The following is a 25,532-nucleotide window of genomic DNA, read 5'->3' on the forward strand; positions in this document are numbered from 1 at the left end:
ACCAAATGGCTGAGAAGGTCAGCAACAAGCCTTGGGGTGACATAAAGGAGTCCGACTATGACTTGCAGCAGTGGCACAGGGCTTGTTTGATACACCTTCATGATGGGGAGCCAACGAGTAAGGAGCAATGCAAGTTACCTGTGCGTGAACCAGACGGAACATTGAATCGCAATGGTATACATGCAGCGGCAGCGGCATTAGCGGGAGCTCGGGGGGGCGTAAAAGCGCCAATGGAAGAAAAACGCAAAGCTGCAAAGAAACTTGTTAGCTTATACAGGAATGTGCTTGAAGAGGAACCACCAGAGAGCATACTCAAATTGGCAGGCATGAAGCCAAAGCAAAACAGCGAGTAGGCACTCAACAAAGAGTGCTTTTATTTTTGCATAAAATCTTACGCTTTACGCTGAGCGGTTAATCAGTGGGAAAAGAAAGGGAGGTAAAGAATCATGGCTGATGACATGAATAAGACAACACAAACTAATCCTGCTGACGCTGGGCAGGATAACAATAATACTCAGCCAGCGGGCAATGATACTCAGCAGCAACAGAAGACATTCACACAAGAGGAACTTGAGCGTATCTTAGCAGAGCGTCTCAAAAGAGAACGTGAAAAATACAAAGACTATGATGAACTCAAGAAAGCTGCTGAGGAATTGAAAAAGATTAAAGAATCTCAAATGAGCGAACAGGAAAAATTACAGATGCGTCTTGCCGAGCTTGAGCGAGAGAAGCTTGAGAGAGAAAGGGAACTTGCAGAATTGCGAATTAGCATGACAAAGCAAAAAGTTTTGACTGAGATGGGCTTACCTCTCTCATTAGCTGACCGTATATTTGGTGAGACAGAAGAGGAAATCAGGCAAGACGCAGAAGAGCTTAAGAAATTGCTAGGCTTGCAAGCTAATACAAAAGTAGGTGCACCGACAAACCCTGCAGGGGGAAACAAGCAGGTAAGAACTTTTACAAAGGAAGAAATTGCAAGAATGAGTCCAGAGGAGATAAACAAAAACTGGGACATTATCTCAGAAGCTTTAAAACAAGGCTTAATCAAATAACAACACTACTAAGGAGGTTGATTTAGATGGCTATAACCAATTTCATTCCGCAGATTTGGAGTGCAAGGCTCCTGGAAAATTTGAGAAAAAATCTTGTGTTTAAGAATGTTGTGAACACCGATTATGAGGGTGAAATCAGAAACTATGGCGACACTGTCAAAATAAACAGCATAGGTCCAATTACGGTTGCTGACTATACCAAAAATACTGACATCAATCCACCTGAAACTTTAAGCGATGCGCAGAGGACGCTTGTTATTGACCAGGCAAAATACTTCAATTTCCTGATTGACGATGTAGATGCTGCACAGGCCAATCCGAAGCTGATGGATGCAGCAATGCAGGAGGCTGCATATGCGCTGGCAGACAAAGCAGACCAGTATCTAGCAAGCCAGTATGTATATGCTGGCAACGCAATTGGTGATGACACTACACCAGTTGTGCCGACTGCCACAACTGCTTATGAGCTGCTTGTCGATGCAAGCATCAAACTTGACGAGGCTAGTATTCCTAGAACAAACCGCTGGGCAGTTGTCCCGCCATGGTTTTATGGGCTGCTACTTAAGGATGATAGATTTGTAAAAGCCGGATCTACAAATTCTGACCGCACTCTAAGGACAGGTGAAGTTGGTGAGGCTGCCGGGTTTACAATTTACATCAGCAATAACATTGCAAATACTGCTGGAGCAAAATACAAGATCATGTGCGGGCATCCGATGGCAATAACCTATGCAGAACAGATAAGCAAAGTTGAAGCATACAGACCGGAGCGCAGGTTTGCAGATGCGGTAAAAGGTTTACATCTTTATGGTGCCAAAGTAATTCGTCCAGAAGCTCTTGTTGTGATTACTGCAAACAAATCCTAACAGGTGATGTAAATGTGGGTTAAAAACAAAAGTACTGGCTTAATATGGGAGGTAACGGGGGAGCTTGCAGAAAGGCTCTCCCGCTCTACCGATTTTGAGGTGATTGAAGAATGGCAATCCAAGTCGGAATCAATTCATACGTCGACATTGAATTCGCAGACAGTTACTTTGCAGGACGACTCTATACAGACGAGTGGGAACAAGCAGACACAGCCACAAAAGAAAAAGCGCTCCTGATGGCCTGCAAGAGGATTGAACGACTGCAATTTAAGGGAATTAAAGCAGACCCAGAGAATCAGATACTACAGTTTCCACGAGCGTTGCCAGCAGTAGGAATGCCTTTATATCCTCGTGAACGCCAGTTCAATTTTGATTACACACTTGCTTATATCGTGCAAGAGAAAGTACCCGAAGAGGTCAAACAAGCACAATGTGAGGAAGCTCTTGCATTGCTCAAATATGGCAATAACACACGTACCAGGCTACAGGAGCAAGGAGTAATCAGGGTAGACTTTGGGGGCGTGAGTGAGGAATACGAAAGAGCTGGCAGGGGCATAAATAAGCTGTTCAGCAATGAAGCATATGAGCTGCTTAAACCTTATCTTGCTGGGGCAGTCGCTATTGTTTAAGGCGGTGTTAACGATGATTAAAGAGTATTTAAATCAAACTGCAACACTAAAAACAACGATAGGCTACAACGAATACGGTGAACCAGTACCAAGTGAAAAGATTATCTCTTGTCGCTTTGAAATGAAGCGTAAACTTGTGCGAGATAAACAAGGGAATGAGGTAGTCTCAGAAGCGACCATGTATTGCATTGAGCCGCTAAAACCTGATGATAGGGTTGTTTACAACGGTAGGGAATACGTTGCAATAGCCGTAAATGAGGTTGTCGACCTTGACGGCAATATTGTTTATTACGAGGTAGCATTGTAATGGCTAAGGGATATGTCTTGAAATGGCGTGGAGATGAAGCGAAAAAAGTTGCACATGGAGCAGGAGTGAGAGCACTCTATATATGTGCTGCAGATTTGCAAGGTAAAAGCGCCAATCAAGCTCCAATCGATACAGGTGATTTAAAAAGCAACTGCTCTATTAGTCCACTTAAGCATGAGGGCACTAATTTCTATTATACGGTTGGATATGACCTACCTTATGCTAAACTCCAACATGAGAGATTGGATTTTAATCATCCGAAAGGGGGTAAAGCAAAATATCTGGAAGATCCATTTAACGAAAATAAAGCACGATACGATAGGTTTGTAAAAAAAGCTGTTAAGCAAGCATTAAAAAACGAGCACTAAAAGATGAGAGGTGATGCCGATGTGCTGCTAGATGATATAGCCTTGTACTTACAGCAGCAAGGTGTTGGAGTGATTGGTACCGACATATTCAAAGGGCAAATGCCGGCAGCTCCTGACAATTGTATTGCCTTGTTTGAATATGCAGGTGAACCACCAGACTTACACTGGCCTGGAGAATATCCAAGTCTGCAAGCTATGGTAAGGAATAAGAGCTATGCTGCCGGGAGGGAGAAGATAGAGCAAATCAAAGATGCTTTGCATGGACTATCCGAAACTGTAATAAATGGGCATCGATATTTGCTTATTCAGGCAAGACAAAGCCCTTTCTTTCTCGAAAGAGACGAGAATGCCAGGGCTATTTTTGTATGCAATTTTAGAGTAATGAAAGCTAAGGAGGTTGAGTAAGTATGGCTATCGCTGGGTATGGAGGAGGGGTATATATTGGGGATACTGCCCCTGTAAAAATTGCTGAAATCGGTAGTTGGTCATTGGAGCCAGACGGTCCCGATGAAATTGATGTAACTAGCTTTGATTCGAAGGGATGGAAAGAATATGTGGCCGGGCTAAGTGGTTGGGGCGGAAGCTTTGAGGGAAACTTTAAACCAGATGATGTGCAAGGACAAGTTGCTTTAATTAACAGTGCAATAAACAAACAGATCGTGACGCTCGAACTAAGAGTTAACGAAGTTGTTAAGTTTACAGGGAAAGCAATAATTAAACTGCCAAATATCGAAGTGCCTGTTGACGATAAAGTAACAATTAGTTTTGATTTTACAGGCACTGGACCGCTAACAGCAACATTATCGGCAGGGGTTTGATCTGAAGTATGCCAATTAAAGGAAAAGTAGGGGCAGTTTATTTGTTTGAAACTGCCCCTCATTCTTTTGATACCGAACCTGAAAAACTTGAACAGGTTGGCGGAATTTTTTTATGGGAAATGGATCTAGAAGAAGTATATGGTTATAGCTTTGGCAGAACACCAAACTTATATGGCGTAACAACAGGGTGGTATGTTGTTGCAAGAGCATTTTGGGGAGATAGACGACTTTTTGATGGTGTTGGCGAAACAGCTTTTATGCGATTATTTATTGAGCCTGGGCCACGTATGGGATGTCTACAGGGGTATATTATTATCCCAGAGTTAGCAGGAGAAGAGAATAAAATTAACGAGCAGACAATTTATTTAAAAGGCATAGGAAAACCAAAAATAGGAGGGGTATCATGAGGACCAAAGTAGTGTTTTTTGCGGGGAAAGAAATTCGTGTAGAGGAGAGACGGATAGGAGAACTTGAGAAACTCATTGTTGATCTGTTCCCTTCCAGCAAAGGGAAAATAGCTAATATAGACATTTCAAAAGAGCTAGGAGCTTTAGATTTTGATATTCTTTACGAGAAACTCCCTGTAATATTCCCGGAGATCACCAAAGAAGATATAAAAGTCGCCTACATGAGCGAAATTGAGGCTATTTTGGAGGCTTTTATTGACGTAAATTTTTTAGGACTAAAGAAAATACTGAAACCGATACTGGCTTTGGCACAGAATGGCTTAATGCAGAAATAGTAGTATTGTTTGCACGGGAGTTTGGCTGGACACTAGACGAAATAAAGCAGCTAAGACCTTCAGAATTAGAAGCAATACTTAAAGAATTATCAAGGCAAAAAGAGGTAGAAAGCGTGGCAGACCAGTATAATCACTGGGCATTTTTGGCGGCAATGATAGCCAATGCAGCTGCAGCAATATGTGGTACATTGGCACGGAAAAAAGGTAAACAATATAAACCAGAGGATTTTATCGATAAGAAGGTATTGTCTAAGATAAAAACGATGCCGAAAGAAACAAACCAACAAGATTTGCCCTCTTTAATTGAAGAGGCCAAAGCTAAAGGATTAAAAGGGCCGTGGTAATACTGAATAGGAATTGCAATTTACAGAAGCAATGGTATAATTTACTTAAAAACACATTATGGGAGGTATTACCATGGCCAAAGAAAAGAAGCCCCTTTATAAAAGAGTATGGTTTTGGGCAATAGTAGTTGTAATTGCCATTATCGCTATAGCCTCGAGTAATAACAAAGGTTCTAACCAAATATCTGTTCAGCCCAACCCCAGTAATACAGCACAACAAAATACAGAAGTGCAAACCGTAACTAAAACTGAAACCAAGAAGTATACCATGGACCAATTCAAGCAAATAAAAATGGGGATGACATACGAAGAAGTAAAAGCAATACTTGGGGAGGGGACAGAAGATTCATCATCTGGCGAAGGGGAATTAAAAACAGTATCTTACTCGTGGGCGAATAGCGATGGAAGCAACATTTCTGTAATCTTACAAGGCGGCAAAGTTATCACTAAAGCTCAGGCAGGATTACAGAGTATGGACGCCAGGGTGACAATGGAGAAGTACAATAAAATTCAGAATGGCATGACATATGAAGAAGTAGAAGCTATTCTTGGAGAAGGGCAATTAATCTCCGAAAGTCAGATAATGGATCAGAGGACAGAAATATATACCTGGATCAATTCTGATGGGAGCAATATGAATGTTACATTTCAGAATGGCAAAGTTGAGGCAAAAGCGCAATTTGGGCTTAAATAAAACAAGAGTTAGAGCTACTCGGAATAGCACTCTTATGAGTGCTATTCCTTTTTTATGCCGTATAAATAAGGAAGTGATAAGGATATGAATGTTGGTGAGCTTTTTGTAAGACTTGGAATTGACAGCAGTAAGTTTGATAAAGGACTGGATCAGGCTGAGAAAAAGGCTTTGTCACTTGGGAATATATTGAAGAATGCTTTATCTTTTGCCGGTGGTTTAGCGATATGGGATACCATAAAGGCTGGTATACAGAATAGTATTGGCGCAGGAATGCAATTCAACGCAACATTGCAGCAGAGCAAGATAGCCTTTGATACCATGCTAGGGAGTGCTGAAAAAGCAAATACTTTACTGCAACAATTGTCTGAGTTTGCTGCTAAAACGCCGTTCGAATTTCCTGAACTTGTGGACGCAGCAAAGAGAATGTTAGCGTTCGGTTTTAGTGCCGAACAAATAATACCGACATTAAAGTCCGTCGGTGATGCTGCAGCAGGGCTTGGACTTTCGGGGGCTGAAGGTATACAACGTTTACTCATTGCCCTCGGGCAAATGCGGGCGAAGGGCAAGGTAACAGCGGAAGAAATGATGCAGCTTACCGAAGCTGGCGTACCTGCATGGGAAATATTAGCACAAGCAATGGGAAAATCAACTGCTGAAGTTATGCAGCTTACATCCAAGGGGCTTATACCAGCTGACAAAGCTATACAGGCTTTAATTGCAGGAATGGAGCAACGATTCCCAAACATGATGGAAAAACAAAGCCAGTCTTTTAATGGTTTAATGTCAACACTCAGGGATAACCTCAATATTGTCTTTGGACAGATAATGAAACCGGTATTTGACTGGCTAACAAATACGGCTTTACCAAATGCGGTTGCAGCTGTTGGGAGGTTTGCTGACGCAATAAAAAACGGCAGTAATATAGCTCTAGCTTTTAGGGAAGCAGTAAAAACTATGTTCCCGCCAGATATAGCAAACATAATCTTGAACATTACAGACAAAATTACAGGGCTTGGAATTGCGATAAAAGGACTTATAACCGGCGATGAAAGTGCTATTTGGGATGCTCTGGTTGATTGGATGGGCATAAGTATAGATACAGCAGGTAAATTAACAGATACATTAGTGGGCCTCCGCAATGGAATTGTAAATGTGTTTAGCTGGATATTAAATAATGGGCCTACTGTGAAAACGGTTATTGCTGGTATTGTAGGAGGTTTTGTTGCATATAAAACTGCTGTTCTTGCTGCGAATGCTGTGAGTGCAGTATCCAATGCACTAATGGTTACAAAAGCACTTGTTATAGGAGGAGTAACAGCGGCACAAACAGCATTAGCAGCGGCAACTGGCAATGTAACGATTGCGCAAAAGTTGCTTAATGCTGTTATGGCAGCTAACCCTCTTGCAATTGTTATTACTCTCATAGGTGGGCTCGTGGCAGCATTGATTTATCTATGGAAAACAAACGAAGGATTCCGGCAAGCAGTGATTTCTGCCTGGAATGCAATAGTTACTACTGCCCAAAATGTATGGAATAGCATAAAAAACTTTTTTGTCGGACTTTGGAATGGCTTAGTAAGCTTTTTTAGTAAGTGGGGACCCACAATACTTGTGGTAATAGCACCTTTTATAGGTATTCCTCTTCTTATATACCAGCATTGGGGCCAAATAGTTGCGTGGCTGTCTGGTGTGTGGGAGAGTATAAAGAACGTTGCCACAAGTGTGTGGGCGGGAATAAAAAATGCTATCATTACACCGATCCAGAGTCTACTCCAATGGTTAAGAATACAGTGGCTTATGCAACTTACGTTTGAGAACAGCATATTCAACAAGCTAAAAAATTTAGTGGCTAGTATTTGGAATGGGATAAAAGCAGTCATCATGGCACCAGTGATTTTTGTAACTCAAACAGTCCCAGCTATGTTTAATGGTCTTGTCAACGCTTTGATAGCAGCTTTCAAGTGGTTGTACAACCATAACTATTACTTCGAGGCGTTAGTAAATTTTATTATTGCAGCTTTTAATTGGCTGAAAACAGCTTCTATTGTGGTGTGGAACGGTATAAAAGGCTTTTTAATCGCTACGTGGAATAGCATAAAGGCAACTGCAACTGTGGTTTGGAATACTGTATCAACGCTTTTGATAACGAGTTGGAATACAGTCAGAGCATGGGCGGTTAATATATGGCGCGCAATAGCCAATTTCTTGACAGTAACATGGAATAGTATCAGACTGGTTGCAGTTTCTGTATGGAATGCTATTTCGATATCATTGAGGACGATATGGAGTTGGATGAAAACAATAGCTATAGTGACATGGAACAGCATAGCCAGTTTTTTATTTAGCGTTTGGAACGGGATAAAAAACACAGCTTCGATTATATGGAATACGATAAGAAATACCATAATCTCGCTGTTTAATTCGGCTAGAAACTCGGTTATATCGATAGCATCGAGCATATGGGCTTCTATTAGGAGCACGTGGAACAGTATGGTAGGCACGATTTCAGCAGTAGGAGGCAGAATCTGGAGTGCTATTATTGCTCCGTTCAATACAGCAAGAAATCTAGTGTATGGCGTTATAAGAGATGCATATTACTGGGGCAGGAACTTAATAAACAATATTGTAAGCGGTATACAATCCATGATTTATAAAGTTACAAGCGCAGTTAAAAACGTAGCCAACACGATTTGGAAATTCCTAGGCTTCCATTCCCCCACAAAAGAGGGCCCAGGCCGTACGGCAGATGAGTGGATGCCTAACTTGATGGAGATGTTACAGGAAGGAATACAACAGAACATACCTAAACTCCAAACAGTGCTGAATACTGTTTTTGAGGTTCCTGTACCTAATCCTGCTCAACCTATAATAGGTGGGATTGGGGCAGAGATACCCTTCCCTCTTGAAAACATAAAGAGCGGCAACAACGATATGACTATTGTGATTCAGATCGATGGGCGTGATATAGCTAGAACTGCACTTAGGTATATGCCTGGGGAGCTTGCAAGGGTGGGTGTGCGCTTATGATTCTAAAGATAAGCGGTATAGATTATACAGGGCGTTTGGCAGTAAACAGTTTGGAGATTACGGATGAAGTTAATGCGCGCTCAACTTGTAGGTTTGTGCTCATTAGCAAGCCCGGAGAGCCATTGAATATAAGTGTTGGTGCTAATATTGAGATAGAGCATAATTTTGAGAAAATATTTGCTGGTGTAATTGAAGAAATCAGCGAAACTGTGCCATTGGGCAGTAACGTGATTTTTTATGACATAAGCTGTTCTGACTGGCATAGCTTTGCGGATAAACGTATTGTTGCAGAAGCGTATGATAACATGACAGCTGGCGCAATTGTACGTGACATTATTGCGAAATATTTGGCCGAAGAAGGCATAACAGCAGGCACAATACAGGATGGCCCGGTTATCAGCCGGGCCGTCTTCAATTATTTGCCTGCAAGTCAGTGCCTCGATGAGCTTTCAGAATTAACAGGTTTTATATGGGTAATTTATCCGGACAAGACACTAAACTTTTTTGAAAGGGCTTTTTATTCTGCCCCCTGGAAGTTGTACCCAAACTCTAGGGTAAGAAATATACGTGTTACAAGGGACAAAAAAGATTTGCGCAACCGCCAGTATATCCGAGCAGGGAAAGATATATCTAACTACATTACTGAACGCTTTAAAGGCGATGGCGAGACAAAAACATTTCATGTCGCACTTCCTATTGCCACACAACCTACCGTGAAAGTAAACGGCGCAGTACAAACTGTAGGTATAACACAGTTGGAGACGGGCAAACAATGGTATTGGTCTAAAGGCGAAACAGCTATAACGCAAGATGAAAACGCAATAGCGTTAACCAGCGCTGATGTCTTGGAGGTTACTTATAGAGGGTTTTATCCCATCATTGTAACAGCGGAAGAAATAACTTCTCAAGAGGAGTTGCGGGCAATAGAAGGGGGCACAGGGATATATGAGCATATAGAAAATGCTGAAAGCATTGATTCTTATGAAGCAGCTCTGGAATATGCGCAGGGCAAGCTGCGCCGATACGCACGGATAGGAACAAAAATAGAGTTTGAAACCCACGAAACCGGGCTAAAACCTGGGCAGTTGATAAATATATACCTCTTGGAGCACAACATAGCAGACGACTTTCTGATAACGCGTGTAAATATCCGGCAGGAATACGGCACAAAAAACGGTGTGGTTTATTCTGTGGAATGTGTGGACGGTGAGGCAGTAGGTGGTTGGGCAAACTTCTTCAAAAAACTGACGCAAAGCGGAAAATCTTTCGTAATAAGAGAGAACGAGGTTTTAATAAAACTGCTCACGCCGTATGATACAATTGTTGTGTCGCCTAAACTTGTAGATACGATGGGATATAACCTAGATGATTACCCCGTTGCGAGCGAAACAACATTCCCAGGCGTGCGAGAAGGACAACGTTTATTTTCTATCCCGAGCGATATAATTACTAAGCCTATAACAGAAGATTGGTTTAGGACCGTTTTAACCACTTACCCTTTGTGCGGCACAGTTTTATGTAGCGAGGTGATTTATGTATGAGCATAGCGGTTGACGTAAAAACCTTGGTAGCGCAAAATACGATAGGCAAGATAGACAAACTGGTTGTGTCTGATGCTAGTGGAGAGGTTTTGCGCAAAGACCCACTGGAGGTGATTTCTTACAGCCCTTTAAAGAAAGAATGGCGCTTTTTCTTGAATGAAACAGAGGCGAATACAACAATAACAAGGCTCTCGCTGTATGAGAATGCAACTAACACGGAAATAGCTTTTTCTTCTGTAAACATTCCTAAAACGAATGTACAAAGTCTCCTTATCCGCTGGACTGTGGAGGTGAGATAAAGTGGCATATATTAAAACAATTTGGAAAGACCATATCGTAGATGAATTAGGCAATGTTATCCAGCAAGGAACTCCTTTAAGTGCTACCAACATGAACAAAATAGAGGAGGGTATTGCTCAGGCCCACCAGATGGCGGAAAATCCCCAATACAGCGATACTATCACAATTGAAGGTGGTATTGGCAGTATTTCTTCCAATGCCACAGAAGGGCAAATTAGCGTAACTCTTAAAGGGAATACTTATACTAATTTTATAAAAAATGGTAATTTTGCAAATGGAATCAACAAGTGGGCGACGCAGGATAACTCATCAGTATTATCTGCAAGTAATAATACGTTAATTGTTACTGGTACTGGCAATATAAATATTGTTTCGTGTATACAAGGCTTTTATGGTAATATTCTTCAAGCTGGGCACAAATATTATGTTCGTGCAAGGGTAAGAGTTACAAACTCGAATTGTACTAAGATAACGCTAGACTTTAGGTCGTCATCAATACAAGAAGTTGCTAGCAAATTTAGTCCAGCACAAAACCAATGGTATACATTAAGCGGAATAATAACTGCCTTGGGAACTTTTAGTACTCCTTATATTAGGGTGATATGTACTTATCCCGATGCAGCTACAGCTGCTGGTAAAGTGACAGAAGTACAGGAAGTAATAGCAATAGACCTGACAGTGCATGGCTTAGACAGCCTTACCGTTGACCAATGCAATCAACGGTTTGCGCATTGGTTTGACGGCGTTAAATCTACAATTAGTGCAATGAGGATAAGAAGTGTATCAAGCGACGAAACGCAACAATCAGAGATATATATACCAAACATCGGCGAACTGCGTTCATTACCAAATGGTGTTAAAGATGAATTTAACATCGTTGAGGGCAGATATACAAAAAGAATTAGCGACCCTATATCCATATCGGATACTATGTATGCCAGTTTGGATACCACATCATTCGCAAACGTGGACATAGTGAAAACGGTTATTTTTAGTGATGCCCTCGCAGGAACTACGGGCAAGGATGGCATGACAAGGTACTATAACAAAGACAATGTTGAATTAACCGAAGTAGCACAGGCCGATATAGATAATCCTGCAAGCGTTGGGAAATATTATTGGCACACGGATAAAACATTGTGGATAATTGTGGCTAAAGGTGCATATGCAGACATAGCGGCAGCTAGGACAGGACTGGGTTCAACACAGTTAATTTATCAGCTGGCTACGCCTGTTGTAACAGAATACCCCCCACAGTCGTTGATAGGTTACCCAAGTGGTATGATTTACTGGGAACCTGTTGTTAAGGGGACTGCAATTTATAACAATGGCATTGCTATTGAAAATGCTAGTATACCGATAAAATCGATGCGAAAAGTGTATAAGCTAGACCTAGACGGCAAATCCAAGATTGAAGTATCTGTATCTAATGTTACGGTTGCTGCTGACGGCCTGTCGTTTACGATTGCTAATGCTCAAAACGGTGAAATATACGAATATGAATACGAGTATGATACCGCTTTAAGTACTATCCCCACAATAGAAACGGTGCTAAACATGAATCTTAAAGCAGTGGTAAACAACACAAGCAAAGGACTGGCCGATTTGAACAAGTATGTGCTTGAACTTAACGATTTTACTGTGGCTACCCTGTTGAACCACGAAGCCAGATTGACATTATTGGGGGTGTGATAATATGGTCTTTGAATTACTGAAACGTGCAATTGAACAGAGAAACGCATTCATGACCGAAGATATCATCAGACTGCAAATAGAATTCTTCTTCACGGCAGGGAAGCTGACACAGGAAGAATACAACGAGCTTGTGGCCATGCTACCAGCCGAAGAACCACAAGCATAAGCGCAATCTTACCCAGAAAGGATGGTCGCAATGGATAGCAACGTAATCAAAATCCTCGATGACCATGAGGGACGCATCCGCAGGTTGGAAGAACAAAGCACAGCAACAATGATTCGCTTGGCAAACATAGAAAAAGGCCAAGCGGAGTTGAAAAACACAATATATGAAACAGCAAAGGACAATCAAGAATTGATGAAGCAAATGATGGGACAGATGAGCGCTGTTACTGAGAGGTTACTACAAGCACAAGAGAAAAATAGTAAAAATGTATGGGATTTACTATTCAAAATCTGGGCTGTGATAGGGCCGGCATTGGGTGCCGGCCTTGGTTATTTGTTTAAGAAATAAATCTAAAAAGGAGGAGAGTGTATGGCAAAAATAGCTATTGATAATGGGCATGGTTTAAATACCCCGGGCAAAAGAACACCGACATTCCCGGACGGGCGACAAATTAGAGAGTGGGAATTTAACTATCCAACGGCCCAAAAACTAAAACAGGTCCTCGAGCGTTGTGGTCTAGAAACGATTATGGTGAGTGATACGCAGGAAGATACACCGCTTGCTACTCGGGTAAGCAGAGCCAATAATGCTAAAGCAGATGTGTTTGTATCTATCCACTTCAATGCTTTCAAAGGCGAATGGGGCACTCATGGCGGTGTAGAAACGCACTATTATCCCACATCGGAAAAAGGAAAGAGATTGGCACAGCTAGTTCAAGCAGAGTTAGCGAAAGCAACCGGGTTAAGGGATAGGGGTATCTGGGCAAGTAATTTCTATGTATTACGGGAAACAAAGATGCCAGCTATTTTGTGCGAGTGTGGATTTATGGATAACATGGAAGAGGCAAAACTGATGCTAGATGAAAACTATCAGTGGACAGTCGCAGAGGCCATCGGTAGGGGTATATGTGCCTATCTGGGTGTTAACTATGTACCAAAGCCAGAACCGAAGAAAGAAGAAATTGCGCCAGAGGGGAAATTTTACAAAGTACAGGTAGGGGCCTTCAAAGAGCGCAAAAACGCAGAAGCCTTGTTGGAACAGCTTAAAAGAGCAGGATTCCCAGGCTTTATTAAATTAGAATAGGAATTAGAATAGGAGGTGAAAAGGTATGCCAGAACAGGTATTACTACTTGTATCCGTACTTACGCCCATTGTGGCTGGTATAGTTGAACTTATAAAGCACGTAGGATTGAATACGAAGTATGCACCTTTGATGGCTGTAGCTGTTGGTGTTGCTCTTGCTGCATTGTATACTTTTGGTAGTATTGAGCTTTCTATGCGGTTATGGGCAGGGGTATTGGCTGGGCTGGCGGCCAGCGGATTTTACAGCAACGTTAAAGAGCAGATAAAGAAAGCCGAGGGGCAGTGATGCCCCTCTTTTTTGTTCCCACCCGAGCGGTTAGCCGCTCTTTTTTATGTCTCCGCTTGCAAACATTTTGCTAACGTAGCAAACAAAAAATGATGTGAAAAGGTGAAAAAGGATAATAATATTAATACTGAAAAACGTTGATTTTTCAGCATTTTTACGGAATGAGCATAAATGACTGATAAAGGGTAAAAATACTTTTATGGGTTTCCTAAACCGGGTGTCGGGGGTTCAAATCCCTCCGGGTGTACCAGAAAAGGCCGGAAAATTAAGCTTTCCGGCCTTTGATATTTTGACTGCGGTTTTAGAAATGGTGCCTTTGCAAACATTTTGTATATGATAAATAACAATTTTAAGCTTAAAAAGACACATCTATTCCCAGTTTTTCTGTTGTTCTTTCGTTATTATCTATTGTCATCCATCAACATTATATAATATTCGATAGCCAAAAGTTAAATAAATAACATAAGCACCTTGCTTACAATCATCGTAAATTACCAAGGATATATTTTTTTATCCAGCGTTGGCGCTCGGGTACTTTATTCATAAGAGACCACGTCATATCTGCAAGCCTAGAGTCATTCGTGATGACTATACTTCTTTATAAGATGGGTTTTTTCTACCTTTTGCAGCAGATAATCGAATATGACGTGGTAGGTGTGCAGTACCGAGTCGGTGGTGATGAAAAGCGGATATGATTGTATCTTGTACAGCTCATAAAATTCCTTGTAGTTGCTAGGTATGATACAGAAACCGTATTTCTTGAGCTGCTCTACCAGTGCCGGGTTTTCCGAAGGGAGGTTGACCACGTTGGATAGGTCCTCGGCAAGGGCAGGGTAATCAGGGAATTGAGGATTTCCCACGGATAGTTCTGTAAAGCTGTATTCAGGAGGTTCTGCCTTTATACTATGGATTTCTGTTTCCGATTGTTTTTCGTCTGGTTCCGATAAGAATCCGTTTTCACTTGAACACCCTGTTACAAGCAGAATGCACACAGCAAGCACTGCGGCGCACAACTTTCTTTTCACGGCTACGATTTCTCCTTTGGCTAATGAGATTCATAATTCTGAGATTATGCTTTTGAAACCGATGGTCTACTAATTATAGTTAGCTAATCATATTAGACGTTTTATTTTTATGGGTATTGTTTCCTAAATGATAAAAAATATTGCTATGCAAGAATAAATTTGGTATCATTTAAATAGGGATTTTACGGGGGATTTTATTCTGTCTGGGGTAAAAGATACTATTTTTTGAAGGTATGCGAATTAAATTATAGAAAAAAGAGTATGTTGCAACTCTGTACTGTATGTTGTTAAATAGCTGAACTTCTCATCAATCTATCGCTTAAAATAAGCAAGGGGATTGGGGAATATGAATATTTTAATGTTTTTTGTAATCGGCTGCATTTCGGGTTTTGTTTTATTTGCTAAGGTTTGCCTTATAAATAATGATAAACCCCTTGAAAGAAAATACAGAGTTTCAGTTATAATTCCAGCTCGGAATGAGGAAAAAAATTTGCCTTTTTTGCTTGAATCGCTAAAAAAGCAAACTTATAAGCCGGATGAGGTCATTGTGGTTAACGATTTTTCCTCGGATAGAACAGGGGAGATTGCCAGACAATATGGCGTCAAATTGATACAAAATGCTCAGCTTCCGGATGGCTGGACGGGGAAAAACTGGGCTGTCTGGAATGGCTTTTTGAATTCCAGCGGAGATCTCCTAATATTCCTTGATGCCGATGTGCGATTGGCTCCACATGCTTTAGAAGCCCTCATTAAAACGAGAGAAAGGTATGGTGGGGCTATTTCTGTTGTTCCCTATCACAGGCCTGAAAAATTCTATGAAAAACTTTCGCTTATACCATATCTTCTAGGGGTGTTTGCTTTTACTTCGCCGTTTGAGAGGAAAAGTTCGGTGAAAAGCTTGTATGGATCCTGTATTGTGGTGACCAGAGAGGATTATGAAAAAATCAATGGTCACTATGGTGTCAGGCATGAAGTCATGGATGATATGACCCTTGGTAAGAGATTTTCAGAGGCTGGCATCAATGTAGAGAACTTCATAGGTTACGACCTTGTCTCTTTTAGGATGTATCCCAACGGCATAAAAAACGAAATAGAGGGGTTTAGCAAGAGCGCTGTATTGGGAATGGTCAATCTTAGCCGTTCTACTGTGGCATTGATTGCGCTGTGGTTTATAGGTATTTTTTTGTCTGGGTTTATGACTCCTTTTCTACTGGTGGCAAGGCATCCGTGGATGTGGCCTTTTTTGTTAGGATATGTCATTTATACCCTTCAAATTATATACTTTTTGAAATACACAGGAGCTTATGGTAAAATTATGCCTGTGGTGCATTTTTTGTCGCTGGCGTTTTTCATATTGATAATGGTTTATTCCATGTATCAGGTTTCGTTCAAGGGGTGCGTGTATTGGAAAGGGAGGCAGATTGAAGTTAGAACCAGGAGGGACCTATGACTGTATTTTACTTTATTATAGAGTTTTTATGTGGGTCGCTCATGTTTTCATACTGGCTTGGCCTTGCAGCTAAGAAGGATTTAACAAAGGTGGGGGATGGCAATCCCGGAGCATTTAATTTATGGTTGGCTGCAGGGTTTAAACTGGGGTTGCTGGGAGTGTTGTTGGACTTCATGAAGGGTTATTTTCCGCTTGTGGTATTGATACAGCGCGAGATGATCAGAGATTTATCTATAACAACGGTTGCATTCGCTCCGATTTTGGGGCACGCCTTTTCCCCTTTTCTTAGAGGAAGAGGCGGCAAAGCGATAGCTGTAACCTTTGGAGTATGGAGCGCCGTCACTCAATTTAAAGTTTCTCTGGTTTATGCGGTCATTCTTGCGGTCCTTTATATCATTGCAAGGATGGTATACAAAGGTGAGAATACACCCACCGAAACCGATGGTTTTATGGTAGTGTTTGGCATGTGGATGCTAGGGCTCTATCTCTTTTTCAGGGCCTTTCCTTATTATCTTCTGTTGTTATGGCTGGAGAATTCCCTTCTTATCACATATAAAAACAAAGGAAAACTGCAGGTCTTTTTTAAGGATGTATACAGCAAATATTGGAACCGTGATACCACCATTGGTATGTGAAATTTTAAACAGACTTTCTACAAGGTGAATTTTTAAAAAATCATTATTTAGAATGAGATAATTTAATATAATTGAGGCAAACCACGTATAATCCGTATTGGCCGTTTTTGACATTGGGAACAAAAATATTAAAATTTTATCCTAGGTTTATTAGCACTCGTAATTGCTGAGTGCTGATAAAAAATTCGGCGTTATCACGCAAAGCAGGCTTTTAAGCAGCCATCTTAAGGTACCACACAGTTTTGGGCAAGCCAATTTTAAGGCGTTTTAACAGGCATTCATGGTGTTCAAGTCCAACGAAAATAGTTTAATGCTTAAATTTATACAAATAAATTTTCAAAAGTCGTATTGCTTTCTTCGAATTGTTTGATTTTAAATCAACAATTTTGAAGGAGGGATGCGACTTATGAAGGCATTGCTTCTTGTTGGAGGGATGGGGACAAGGCTGAGACCTTTGACCAATAAAATTCCAAAGCCGATGGTTCCTATCATGGGCAAACCGCTACTTGAGAGAAGCATACTCAACCTGAAAAACGTAGGCATAGATGAAGTGGTGTTGAGCACATGTTACAGGGCTCAATATATTCAAAGGCATTTTGGCGATGGAGAAAGGTTTGGGATGAAAATCCACTATGTTAAAGAGGATATACCGCTTGGGACTGGTGGGGCAATAAAAAATACAGAAGAGTACTTTGATGATACCTTTCTGATATTTAATTCGGATATTTTAAGCGACATAGATTTAAGGGAACTTATAAAATATCACAGGGAGAAGGCAGCTGACGTTACCATTGCCGTGACACAGGTGGATAATCCATCCATGTACGGGGTCATAGAATACGACGAGAATGATTACGCCATTTCGTTTAAGGAAAAGCCGCAGCCTCATGAGATAACTTCTAATTTCATAAATGCTGGTGTGTATGTATTTGAGCTGAAGGTGCTTGGGGAAATTCCGGCAGGACGCGTGGTATCGGTTGAAAGGGAAGTATTTCCTCAGCTTCTTGAAAAAGGCTATAAGATTGCGGTGTATAAAGGGTGTTCTTACTGGATAGATATCGGTACGCCTGAAAAGTATCTGCAGGCCCATATGGATATAATGGCAGGTAAATGCAGGGTAAGTGGCCTGGACTTCTCCGGTAAAGGGATATACAAAGGGCCGGGCTCCGACATACATAGTTCGGTGAAAATATATGGGCCCGTGTATATAGGCGCCAATGTAAAGATTGAGGAAAATGCATCAATAGGCCCCAACGCCATTATAGGAAACAACGTGCACATAGGCAGAGGGGCAAAGATTGTGGGAAGCGTTATATGGGATGATGTGGTGGTAGAAAATGGAGCCAAGCTGGTCAATACCATTGTAGCGTCCAATTGCAGGATAAAACAGGGATGTGAGCACTACAGGACGGTGTACGCAGAGGAAGACATCCGTCCCATGGCAATATAGTTTTTTGCAAAGAGCTCATGGTGATTATTGAATGAAGAGAATGCCAACTTTTTGTTTTACAAATTTTAAGAAAGGAGTGATGGATGGTGGTGCTCAATAGAGCCAGAAACGTCGTGTTTTTAAGCACTTATCCGCCCAGAGAATGTGGACTGGCTACATTCACTCAGGACCTGGTAAATGAGCTGGATGAGATAAAGCTTATAAATAAACCCAGGGTTATTGCCATAAGCAACGGGGATTATCGATACGATGACAGGGTCATCATGGAGGTCTGGCAATATGATAGAGACAGCTACTTAAAAGCTGCCAAGGAGCTGAACGAGACCGATATAGAACTTGTGGTTATCGAGCATGAATACGGAATATTCGGTGGCGATTGGGGAGATTACATCTTGGATTTTATAGACAATTTGCATATACCCTTTATCACCACTTTGCATACTGTTCTTCTCGAGCCTTCTGATAAACAAAAGGAGATTATAAAGGTTCTGGGGGAAAAGAGCCAAAAGGTTGTCACTATGGCAAACAACACGGTAAAGATTTTAACGGGCGTATATGGAATAGATCCCAGCAAGATCGAGGTTATACATCACGGCGTACCTTACAAGGTTGTAGAACCAAGAGAAAAGCTCAAGGAGAGATACGGCTTTAAAGGAAGACAGATAATCAGCACATTCGGCCTTATAAGCCCGGGTAAGGGTTTGGAATATGGTATAGAAGCCATAGCAGAGGTGGCTAAAAAGCATCCTGAGGTGTTGTACCTCATACTGGGGCAGACACATCCGTGTGTGAAAAAGGAATATGGTGAGAGCTACAGGGAGAAACTGGAAGGATTAGTAAAACGTTTGGGAGTCGAGGAAAACGTGCGGTTTGTAAATAAATACCTTACAAAGGATGAAATCATACAGTATTTACAGCTTTCGGATATATACATGACGCCTTACCTTGGCAGAGAGCAGGCGGTAAGCGGTACACTGGCCTATGCGGTTGGATATGGCAAGGTCATAGTCTCTACGCCATATCCGTATGCTAAAGAGATGCTGGCAGATGGCAGGGGCATGCTGGCCGAGTTTGCGGATTCCAAATCGCTGGCAAGGTGCCTCAATTATATACTGGAACATCCGGAGGTGAAGAGTGAGATGGAGAAAAAGACCCTGGCTCTTGGTAGGATGATGATGTGGAAGAATATCGCTAATCAATATGCCCGGCTATTTATAAAGACCATTGAGGAAACCCAGTTGAAAGGGGATATGCTGGTAGGATGATGCTGTACGATTTGGTTAAGATGAAGAACGAGCAGCACATCTTCCGTATGACCGACGATACGGGGATGCTGCAGCATGCCAAGTATGGGGTACCCGATCCTACCAAGGGCTATACCACCGATGACAATGCAAGAGCGCTGATCATGGCGGTACTCCTTTATGAGCAACGGCCGGTAAAGAGATATGAAACCCTTATTTACAGATATACCAGCTTTTTGCTCAATGCACAGAATGAAGATGGCTGGTTTAGGAATTTCATGGGTTATGACAGGCGGTTTATTGAAGAAAGGGGTTCTGAAGACTGTTTTGGGAGATGCCTATGGGCGCTGGGATTTACCATATCCAATGAACATGTACCGATAAACATACGCCGTGTTGCAAAATACATCCTGGACAGAGCGCTCCTCAATTGTAGTAAGTTGCTTTCTCTCAGGGGAAAAGCATACTCGATTATAGGATTGGGCTTTTTAGATGGTGACCAGGCCAAAGAGATGATAAGGAGTTTGGCTACTTCCCTGACACAGGAGTATTATAACCACTGCAGGGAGGACTGGAAGTGGTTTGAAGACGTGCTTACCTATAGCAATGCCGTATTGCCGTGGGCTATGCTGGTGGCTTTTCAGGCAACCGGAGAGCAACGCTTTAGGGATATAGGATTGGAAAGCCTGAGCTTTTTAGAGAAACATACCTTCAACAAGGGTTATTTTAAGCCAATAGGCTGTTATGGCTGGTTTGAGAAAGGAGGCAAGGCAGCCGAGTTTGATGAACAGCCCATAGAGGCCTGCGAAATGCTGCTGGCTTATCTTAAGGCATATGAGATAACGGAGGAAGATGGTTATCTTGAAAAGGCGAAAAAATGCTACAGGTGGTATACGGGCTATAACTCTAAAGGTGTTAGCCTTATCGATCCCGAGACCGGTGGATGCTATGATGGCATCACAAAAGATGGCGTAAATCTAAATCAGGGCGCAGAAAGCCTTATATCTTATTATATCTCTATTCTGAGCATGGAAAGGCTTTGCAACGGTTCTGCCAAAAAATATTATTATCTTTCTAAATGGGCATAAATTTCATGTTCAAAAAACCTGGCAACTCTGCCAGGTGAAATTTATTAAAACCAGACCACGAACCTGTAAAGGCATTTGCTATTGGTCACGATTGGAGTGATGTCAGTGGGCAAATGTCTTTTGAGCATCGATTGGGATTATTTTATCTGTTCTAAGGTAAAGAGATACTCATATATAGAAAATTCCAAAAATGTGCTTGATGTATGGTATAAGCGGTATTTTGTGCTTAAAAGGCAAGGGAAGGACATAAAGGATTTATACAGCCTGTTTCCAGAGGTAAGGGATTTTTGGGAGAAAATTAGACAAAAATTCATAATTAAACCCTGCGTAAAAGTTTATATTTCTGACTCTCACGTCCTCTCTTATAACATTGCTCGGGATACCAGATGTACCAGCGTTTACCTGTTTGACGCCCATGCCGACCTGGGGTATGGAGGTCTGCACTCTTTGAACTTTGAATTAAACTGTGCCAACTGGCTGGGCAAGCTTTTGAAAGATGGGGTCATTCAAAAAGCAAATATCGTATACAGCCCATATACGCTTGAAAAGCCTCATGACTTTAAGGAAATCAATGGGATGTACAATGTGGAGTATATCACCCGGGAGAGTATCCCTACGGGCATAGAGGTAGCTGCAGTTCACATATGCAGGTCGGGAGCCTGGACGCCTCCATGGTATGACGCCAAATTTTTGAAATTCGTCCGAGATTCAGGGTTATCTAATTTGGAGTTTATAGATTTTTTCCCGAGGAAATGGGATACCAGGAATATAAGCCTGTCGCAACAGATCAACTATATGCTGGCATGAAATATTTAGTTTAACCACCCTACCGCAGAAAGTTTTTATTTCTCCATTTAAACGAAAATAAGTTCACTATTGCATTAAATCGGCAGTGTATACTACAATTAGTATTAAGGAAGCCCGTTTTAGGCATATCATTTTAAGCATATCGCTGGAATATTTGTCTGGTTAAATGGTTTCCTAGGGGGACAAAATTAGGAGGGGGATGGATAAAATGGAAGCGCTGTTTCCAAGGACAAATGTAGGCGGTGTATCCCTGTCCAGGATGATCATTGGCACCAATTGGATTCTGGGATACAGCCACACCAGTTTAGCTGCTGATAATCTAATTAGGCATAAAAACAGCTCGCCGCAGGTTATAGCTGACATGCTGGAGGTGTTTCTGGAGGCAGGCGTGGATACCATTATGGGGCCGTTTGTTGACAATCCTCATCTTGTGGAAGCTGTAAGGCTTGCTGAAGATCGCACAGGCAAAGGAATGATAATAATCGACACGCCAATAATCAATGTGGATGACAACGCGGAGGCACGTAAGGAAGCCGAGAGGGTGATTGCAAACAGCGGAAAACTGGGTGCCACCTTATGCCTTCCGCACCATACTTCGGTGGAGCAGCTAGTCAACAAAAACAAAAAGACCATCGAAAGGCTGCCGGATTACCTTAAGATGATACGAGATCATGGCATGATACCCGGGCTCTCTTGCCACATGCCCGAGCTGGTCATTTACTCTGATCTTAATGAATATGATGTGGAAACTTACATACAGATTTACAATTGTATAGGCTTTTTGATGCAGGTGGAGATTGAATACATACACAAGGTAATATGGAATGCTAAAAAACCGGTTATAACCATAAAACCAATGGCGGCCGGGCGTGTAAGTCCTTTTGTAGGATTAACTTTTGTATGGCACACAATTCGTCCTTGTGATATGGTAACGGTAGGTTGTTTGACGCCCGATGAGGCTGCTGAGGATATAGAGATATCGTTGGCGGCGCTACAAGGACGTCCGCCTGAGTTAAAGGGCCGCAGTAGCCCCAAAAAGACCGAGATAATGAGGGATTGATTGCGATTTGGAATGCATGAATCGCGTCGCGAAAAATTTTGAGCTTTGATTTCTCATAAAACCTCGAATTAGGGGCGCTTAATAGCTTATTTTTTACTTTAGGAAGATGGGCAGGGCGCATTAAAGCCTTGCCCTTTCCTTCTATATTTATTTTGACTTTTGGGACTTGTGCATACAAGTGATGCGGTGGTATAATGATACTGGAAGTCAATAACTGTTTAAAAGGGGGTAACTTTGTATGATAAACATTCCGGAGGTAAAACTGGGGATTGTAGCGGTGAGCAGAGATTGCTTCCCGGTACAGCTCAGCCAGTCAAGGAGAAAAGCAGTAGTTGAAGCCTGTCGTCAAAAAGGCATTGCCATTACCGAGATTCAAACAGTGGTAGAAAATGAGAAGGATGTACTTAAAGCTTTAGATGAGCTTAAAGCGGCCAATGTGAATGCGCTGGTTGTATACTTGGGCAACTTCGGGCCTGAAGGGCCAGAGACCATGCTGGCGCAGAAGTTTGCCGGTCCTTCCATGTTTGTGGCTGCAGCTGAGGAGACCGAGAACAACTTGATTGATGGGCGTGGGGATGCATATTGTGGAATGCTCAACGCTTCATATAACTTGGGACTGCGCAAACTCAATCCATATATTCCCGAATATCCCGTTGGCACGCCCGATGAAGTTGCAGATATGATTTCGGAATTTGTGGATATCGCAAGGGTGATACTGGGCCTGTCAAAGCTTAAAATTTTCACTTTTGGCCCCAGACCCCAGGACTTCTTGGCATGCAATGCTCCCATAAAGCCTCTGTACGATTTAGGCATTGAAATCATGGAAAATTCTGAGCTTGACCTCTTCGAGTCCTTTAACCTGCATGCAAACGACCCCAGGATCCCATCGGTCATCAAGGATATGGAAGAGGAACTGGGAGAAGGCAACAAATTCCCTGGCATTCTTCCCAAGTTGGCGCAATACGAGCTTACCTTGCTGGATTGGATGGAAAAGCACATCGGTGCATCGGAGTATGCCATATTTGCCAACAAGTGCTGGCCTGCATTCCAAACCCAGTTTGGCTTTGTGCCGTGCTATGTGAACTCCAGATTGGCTTCCCGTGGCATTCCGGTGTCGTGCGAGGTGGATATATACGGCGCTTTGAGTGAGTACATCATTACATGTGCTACGGGTATGCCGGCAACCCTTCTTGACATAAACAATACCGTTCCCAGGGACATGTATGAAAACAACAGGGATAAGTTTGGCGATTACAAGCTAAGCGACCTGTTTATGGGGTTCCACTGCGGTAATACGCCCAAGTGCCATTTGAAAGATGGAGCCATGAAATATCAGCTTATCATGCACAGGCTCCTGGAGCCGGATAAGGAACCGGATATAACCAGGGGTACTCTGGAGGGGACCATAAAGCCAGGGGACATCACATTGTTCAGGTTGCAGGGTACGGCTGATTGCAAGCTGAGGAGCTATGTGGCAGAAGGCGAAGTTATAGACGTGGATCCCAAATCATTCGGCGGCATCGGGGTATTTGCTGTAAAGGAGATGGGTAGATTCTACAGATATGTCTTGATTGCCAAGAGGTATCCGCATCACACAGGCGTTGCCTTCAAACATGTAGGCAAGGTATTGTTTGCGGCCATGAAGATGCTGGGTATCGAGGAAGTGGATTTCAACCAGCCGGCCAATATGCTGTACAGGGATGAGAATCCATTCAAATAATAAAATAAAAGATGGAGCAGGTGTAGCACTTTGCTTGAGAATAACGAAAAGCCCAAGTACCGGCGTCTAAAGGAGTATATAATAGAGACGATACACCAGAAGCAGTTGAAATTCGGTGACAGGATTTTTTCTGAGAATGAGCTGGCAGAGAAGTTCAACATCAGCAGGCATACCGTGAGGCAGGCCATTGGGGAGCTGGTGAACGAAGGATGGCTTTATAGAATACACGGCAAAGGCACTTTTGTGGGTAATGGCCCCTATGCAAAGTGGGAAAAGATGCACGCCATAGGGGTCATTACCACCTATCTCAATGATTATATATTTCCGGCCATCATCCGCGGCATTGACAGCGTATTGCTGGAGCACGGATACAACATGTTGCTGAGCTGCACGTATAATCAGCATCAAATGGAACGGCTATGCCTTGAAAACTTGAAAAATCACCGCATTGCAGGATTGATAGTTGAGCCCACCAAGAGCGCTTTGCCCAATCCCAATCTGGATTTGTACCAGGAGCTAAAGAAAAAGAATATTCCTATATTATTTATCCATGGTTGTTATGAGGATTTTGATTGTTCTTACGTTGTAGAGGATGATGTTTGGGCTGGCTATATAGCTACCAGACACCTGATTGAACTGGGGCACACCAGAATTGGCGGCGTGTTTAAAAAAGACGATATTCAGGGGCATTACAGGTTTGCCGGGTTTAAGAAGGCACATGAGGAGGCCGGGCTTGAGGTTTTGCATTCAAGGGTTTTATGGTTTGATACAGAGCAAGCGATAAACTTTGAAAGCAACATGATGGAGCGCCTTATTGATTTGTTCCCGCAATGTTCCGGCATTGTGTGCTACAATGACCAGATGGCCATTAAGATACTGGATGTATTGAGAGGAATGGACCTGAGCGTCCCTGAGGACATTTCTCTCGTTAGCTTTGACGATTCGCAGCTTGCTGTGGCTTCCGAGGTTAAGCTCACCACCGTGGCGCATCCCCAGGAAAGATTAGGCCAGCAGGCAGCAACAGCCTTAATCGATATGATTGAAGGCAGGCAAAAACGCTCCCGCATCAAAATGCGGCCGGAGCTGGTTATAAGGGGAAGTGCTAAAAAAGTAAGCGAGAGGGAGGAGATATAAT

At 42.3% G+C, this 25,532-nt stretch carries 30 protein-coding genes; 29 read left to right on the forward strand and 1 reads right to left on the reverse strand.

The window, feature by feature from the left end; all coding sequences use genetic code 11:
- The first annotated feature begins 5 nt into the window (after nucleotides 1–5).
- The 20 genes from KVG29_RS08890 (at nucleotide 6) to KVG29_RS08985 (ending at nucleotide 13,918) form a co-directional block, all read left to right on the forward strand.
- Entirely contained in the window at nucleotides 6–353 is a 348-nt protein-coding gene (locus tag KVG29_RS08890; RefSeq protein WP_252227974.1) for a hypothetical protein, read from the forward strand.
- Nucleotides 354–446: 93 nt separating this feature from the next.
- The gene (locus KVG29_RS08895) at nucleotides 447–1,052 is read left to right on the forward strand and encodes a capsid assembly scaffolding protein Gp46 family protein (RefSeq protein ID WP_252227977.1); all 606 of its coding nucleotides are present in this window, start codon (nucleotides 447–449) and stop codon (nucleotides 1,050–1,052) included.
- Between the two features lie 26 nt (nucleotides 1,053–1,078).
- Nucleotides 1,079–1,918 carry a N4-gp56 family major capsid protein gene (locus KVG29_RS08900; protein WP_252227979.1) on the forward strand — a complete coding sequence of 280 codons (840 nt, stop codon included), beginning with the start codon at nucleotides 1,079–1,081 and terminating at the stop codon, nucleotides 1,916–1,918.
- A gap of 110 nt (nucleotides 1,919–2,028) precedes the next feature.
- The gene (locus tag KVG29_RS08905; protein ID WP_252227981.1) at nucleotides 2,029–2,547 is read left to right on the forward strand and encodes a DnaT-like ssDNA-binding protein; all 519 of its coding nucleotides are present in this window, start codon (nucleotides 2,029–2,031) and stop codon (nucleotides 2,545–2,547) included.
- Nucleotides 2,548–2,560: 13 nt separating this feature from the next.
- Nucleotides 2,561–2,854, forward strand: a complete 294-nt coding sequence (locus KVG29_RS08910) for a hypothetical protein (RefSeq protein ID WP_252227983.1) — start codon at nucleotides 2,561–2,563, stop codon at nucleotides 2,852–2,854.
- Entirely contained in the window at nucleotides 2,854–3,222 is a 369-nt protein-coding gene (locus KVG29_RS08915; protein ID WP_252227985.1) for an HK97 gp10 family phage protein, read from the forward strand. The genes KVG29_RS08910 and KVG29_RS08915 overlap by 1 nt, the downstream gene beginning before the upstream one ends.
- A gap of 3 nt (nucleotides 3,223–3,225) precedes the next feature.
- Entirely contained in the window at nucleotides 3,226–3,627 is a 402-nt protein-coding gene (locus KVG29_RS08920) for a minor capsid protein (RefSeq protein WP_252227987.1), read from the forward strand.
- A gap of 2 nt (nucleotides 3,628–3,629) precedes the next feature.
- Nucleotides 3,630–4,040 carry a phage tail tube protein gene (locus tag KVG29_RS08925; RefSeq protein WP_252227989.1) on the forward strand — a complete coding sequence of 137 codons (411 nt, stop codon included), beginning with the start codon at nucleotides 3,630–3,632 and terminating at the stop codon, nucleotides 4,038–4,040.
- Between the two features lie 8 nt (nucleotides 4,041–4,048).
- On the forward strand, nucleotides 4,049–4,447 hold the full coding sequence (locus tag KVG29_RS08930; protein WP_252227991.1) for a hypothetical protein: 399 nt from the start codon (nucleotides 4,049–4,051) through the stop codon (nucleotides 4,445–4,447).
- Nucleotides 4,444–4,782: a hypothetical protein gene (locus KVG29_RS08935; RefSeq protein WP_252227993.1), complete on the forward strand. Its 339-nt coding sequence runs from the start codon at nucleotides 4,444–4,446 to the stop codon at nucleotides 4,780–4,782. The genes KVG29_RS08930 and KVG29_RS08935 overlap by 4 nt, the downstream gene beginning before the upstream one ends.
- Nucleotides 4,783–4,787: 5 nt before the next feature.
- Entirely contained in the window at nucleotides 4,788–5,126 is a 339-nt protein-coding gene (locus KVG29_RS08940; protein ID WP_252227995.1) for a hypothetical protein, read from the forward strand.
- Nucleotides 5,127–5,199: 73 nt separating this feature from the next.
- The gene (locus KVG29_RS08945) at nucleotides 5,200–5,820 is read left to right on the forward strand and encodes a DUF3862 domain-containing protein (RefSeq protein ID WP_252227997.1); all 621 of its coding nucleotides are present in this window, start codon (nucleotides 5,200–5,202) and stop codon (nucleotides 5,818–5,820) included.
- A gap of 84 nt (nucleotides 5,821–5,904) precedes the next feature.
- Nucleotides 5,905–8,847: a tape measure protein gene (locus tag KVG29_RS08950; protein WP_252227999.1), complete on the forward strand. Its 2,943-nt coding sequence runs from the start codon at nucleotides 5,905–5,907 to the stop codon at nucleotides 8,845–8,847.
- Nucleotides 8,844–10,388: a hypothetical protein gene (locus tag KVG29_RS08955; RefSeq protein ID WP_252228001.1), complete on the forward strand. Its 1,545-nt coding sequence runs from the start codon at nucleotides 8,844–8,846 to the stop codon at nucleotides 10,386–10,388. The genes KVG29_RS08950 and KVG29_RS08955 overlap by 4 nt, the downstream gene beginning before the upstream one ends.
- Nucleotides 10,385–10,687 carry a hypothetical protein gene (locus KVG29_RS08960; RefSeq protein ID WP_252228003.1) on the forward strand — a complete coding sequence of 101 codons (303 nt, stop codon included), beginning with the start codon at nucleotides 10,385–10,387 and terminating at the stop codon, nucleotides 10,685–10,687. The genes KVG29_RS08955 and KVG29_RS08960 overlap by 4 nt, the downstream gene beginning before the upstream one ends.
- Nucleotide 10,688: 1 nt before the next feature.
- Nucleotides 10,689–12,380, forward strand: coding sequence for a carbohydrate binding domain-containing protein (locus tag KVG29_RS08965; RefSeq protein ID WP_252228005.1), 1,692 nt, complete (start codon nucleotides 10,689–10,691; stop codon nucleotides 12,378–12,380).
- A gap of 4 nt (nucleotides 12,381–12,384) precedes the next feature.
- Nucleotides 12,385–12,549, forward strand: coding sequence for a hypothetical protein (locus tag KVG29_RS08970; protein WP_252228007.1), 165 nt, complete (start codon nucleotides 12,385–12,387; stop codon nucleotides 12,547–12,549).
- Between the two features lie 30 nt (nucleotides 12,550–12,579).
- Complete coding sequence (locus KVG29_RS08975) at nucleotides 12,580–12,897, forward strand: hypothetical protein (RefSeq protein ID WP_252228009.1); 318 nt, start codon at nucleotides 12,580–12,582, stop codon at nucleotides 12,895–12,897.
- 21 nt (nucleotides 12,898–12,918) lie between these two features.
- Nucleotides 12,919–13,632: an N-acetylmuramoyl-L-alanine amidase gene (locus KVG29_RS08980; protein WP_252228011.1), complete on the forward strand. Its 714-nt coding sequence runs from the start codon at nucleotides 12,919–12,921 to the stop codon at nucleotides 13,630–13,632.
- 25 nt (nucleotides 13,633–13,657) lie between these two features.
- Nucleotides 13,658–13,918: a holin gene (locus KVG29_RS08985; RefSeq protein WP_252228013.1), complete on the forward strand. Its 261-nt coding sequence runs from the start codon at nucleotides 13,658–13,660 to the stop codon at nucleotides 13,916–13,918.
- Between the two features lie 575 nt (nucleotides 13,919–14,493).
- Here the strand turns inward: KVG29_RS08985 and KVG29_RS08990 are convergent.
- Nucleotides 14,494–14,943, reverse strand: a complete 450-nt coding sequence (locus KVG29_RS08990; RefSeq protein WP_252228015.1) for a DUF3160 domain-containing protein — start codon at nucleotides 14,941–14,943, stop codon at nucleotides 14,494–14,496.
- A gap of 346 nt (nucleotides 14,944–15,289) precedes the next feature.
- Between KVG29_RS08990 and KVG29_RS08995 the strand changes: the two genes are divergently transcribed.
- The 9 genes from KVG29_RS08995 to KVG29_RS09040 all read left to right on the forward strand — a co-directional run bounded on the left by KVG29_RS08995 (nucleotide 15,290) and on the right by KVG29_RS09040 (nucleotide 25,531).
- Nucleotides 15,290–16,393 carry a glycosyltransferase family 2 protein gene (locus tag KVG29_RS08995; protein ID WP_420840547.1) on the forward strand — a complete coding sequence of 368 codons (1,104 nt, stop codon included), beginning with the start codon at nucleotides 15,290–15,292 and terminating at the stop codon, nucleotides 16,391–16,393.
- A complete protein-coding gene (locus KVG29_RS09000) occupies nucleotides 16,390–17,028 on the forward strand; it encodes a glycerol-3-phosphate acyltransferase (RefSeq protein WP_252228019.1) in 639 nt (212 codons plus the stop codon). Before KVG29_RS08995 ends, KVG29_RS09000 begins: the two co-directional genes overlap by 4 nt.
- 406 nt (nucleotides 17,029–17,434) lie before the next feature.
- A complete protein-coding gene (locus KVG29_RS09005; protein WP_252228021.1) occupies nucleotides 17,435–18,478 on the forward strand; it encodes a nucleotidyltransferase family protein in 1,044 nt (347 codons plus the stop codon).
- Between the two features lie 83 nt (nucleotides 18,479–18,561).
- Nucleotides 18,562–19,743, forward strand: a complete 1,182-nt coding sequence (locus tag KVG29_RS09010) for a glycosyltransferase family 4 protein (protein ID WP_276576487.1) — start codon at nucleotides 18,562–18,564, stop codon at nucleotides 19,741–19,743.
- A complete protein-coding gene (locus KVG29_RS09015) occupies nucleotides 19,740–20,810 on the forward strand; it encodes a prenyltransferase/squalene oxidase repeat-containing protein (protein WP_252228025.1) in 1,071 nt (356 codons plus the stop codon). The genes KVG29_RS09010 and KVG29_RS09015 overlap by 4 nt, the downstream gene beginning before the upstream one ends.
- Before the next feature lie 99 nt (nucleotides 20,811–20,909).
- The gene (locus KVG29_RS09020) at nucleotides 20,910–21,617 is read left to right on the forward strand and encodes an arginase (RefSeq protein ID WP_252228027.1); all 708 of its coding nucleotides are present in this window, start codon (nucleotides 20,910–20,912) and stop codon (nucleotides 21,615–21,617) included.
- Nucleotides 21,618–21,816: 199 nt separating this feature from the next.
- Nucleotides 21,817–22,677, forward strand: a complete 861-nt coding sequence (locus KVG29_RS09025; protein ID WP_252228029.1) for a hypothetical protein — start codon at nucleotides 21,817–21,819, stop codon at nucleotides 22,675–22,677.
- A 238-nt stretch (nucleotides 22,678–22,915) separates the two neighbouring features.
- Nucleotides 22,916–24,397, forward strand: a complete 1,482-nt coding sequence (locus KVG29_RS09030) for an L-fucose/L-arabinose isomerase family protein (protein WP_252228031.1) — start codon at nucleotides 22,916–22,918, stop codon at nucleotides 24,395–24,397.
- A 30-nt stretch (nucleotides 24,398–24,427) separates the two neighbouring features.
- Nucleotides 24,428–25,531 (forward strand): GntR family transcriptional regulator, encoded by a 1,104-nt coding sequence (locus tag KVG29_RS09040; RefSeq protein WP_276576488.1) that lies wholly within the window; start codon nucleotides 24,428–24,430, stop codon nucleotides 25,529–25,531.
- Nucleotide 25,532 lies beyond the last annotated feature (1 nt).

The organism is Caldicoprobacter algeriensis, from assembly GCF_023838525.1.
GTDB lineage: Bacteria > Bacillota > Clostridia > Caldicoprobacterales > Caldicoprobacteraceae > Caldicoprobacter > Caldicoprobacter algeriensis.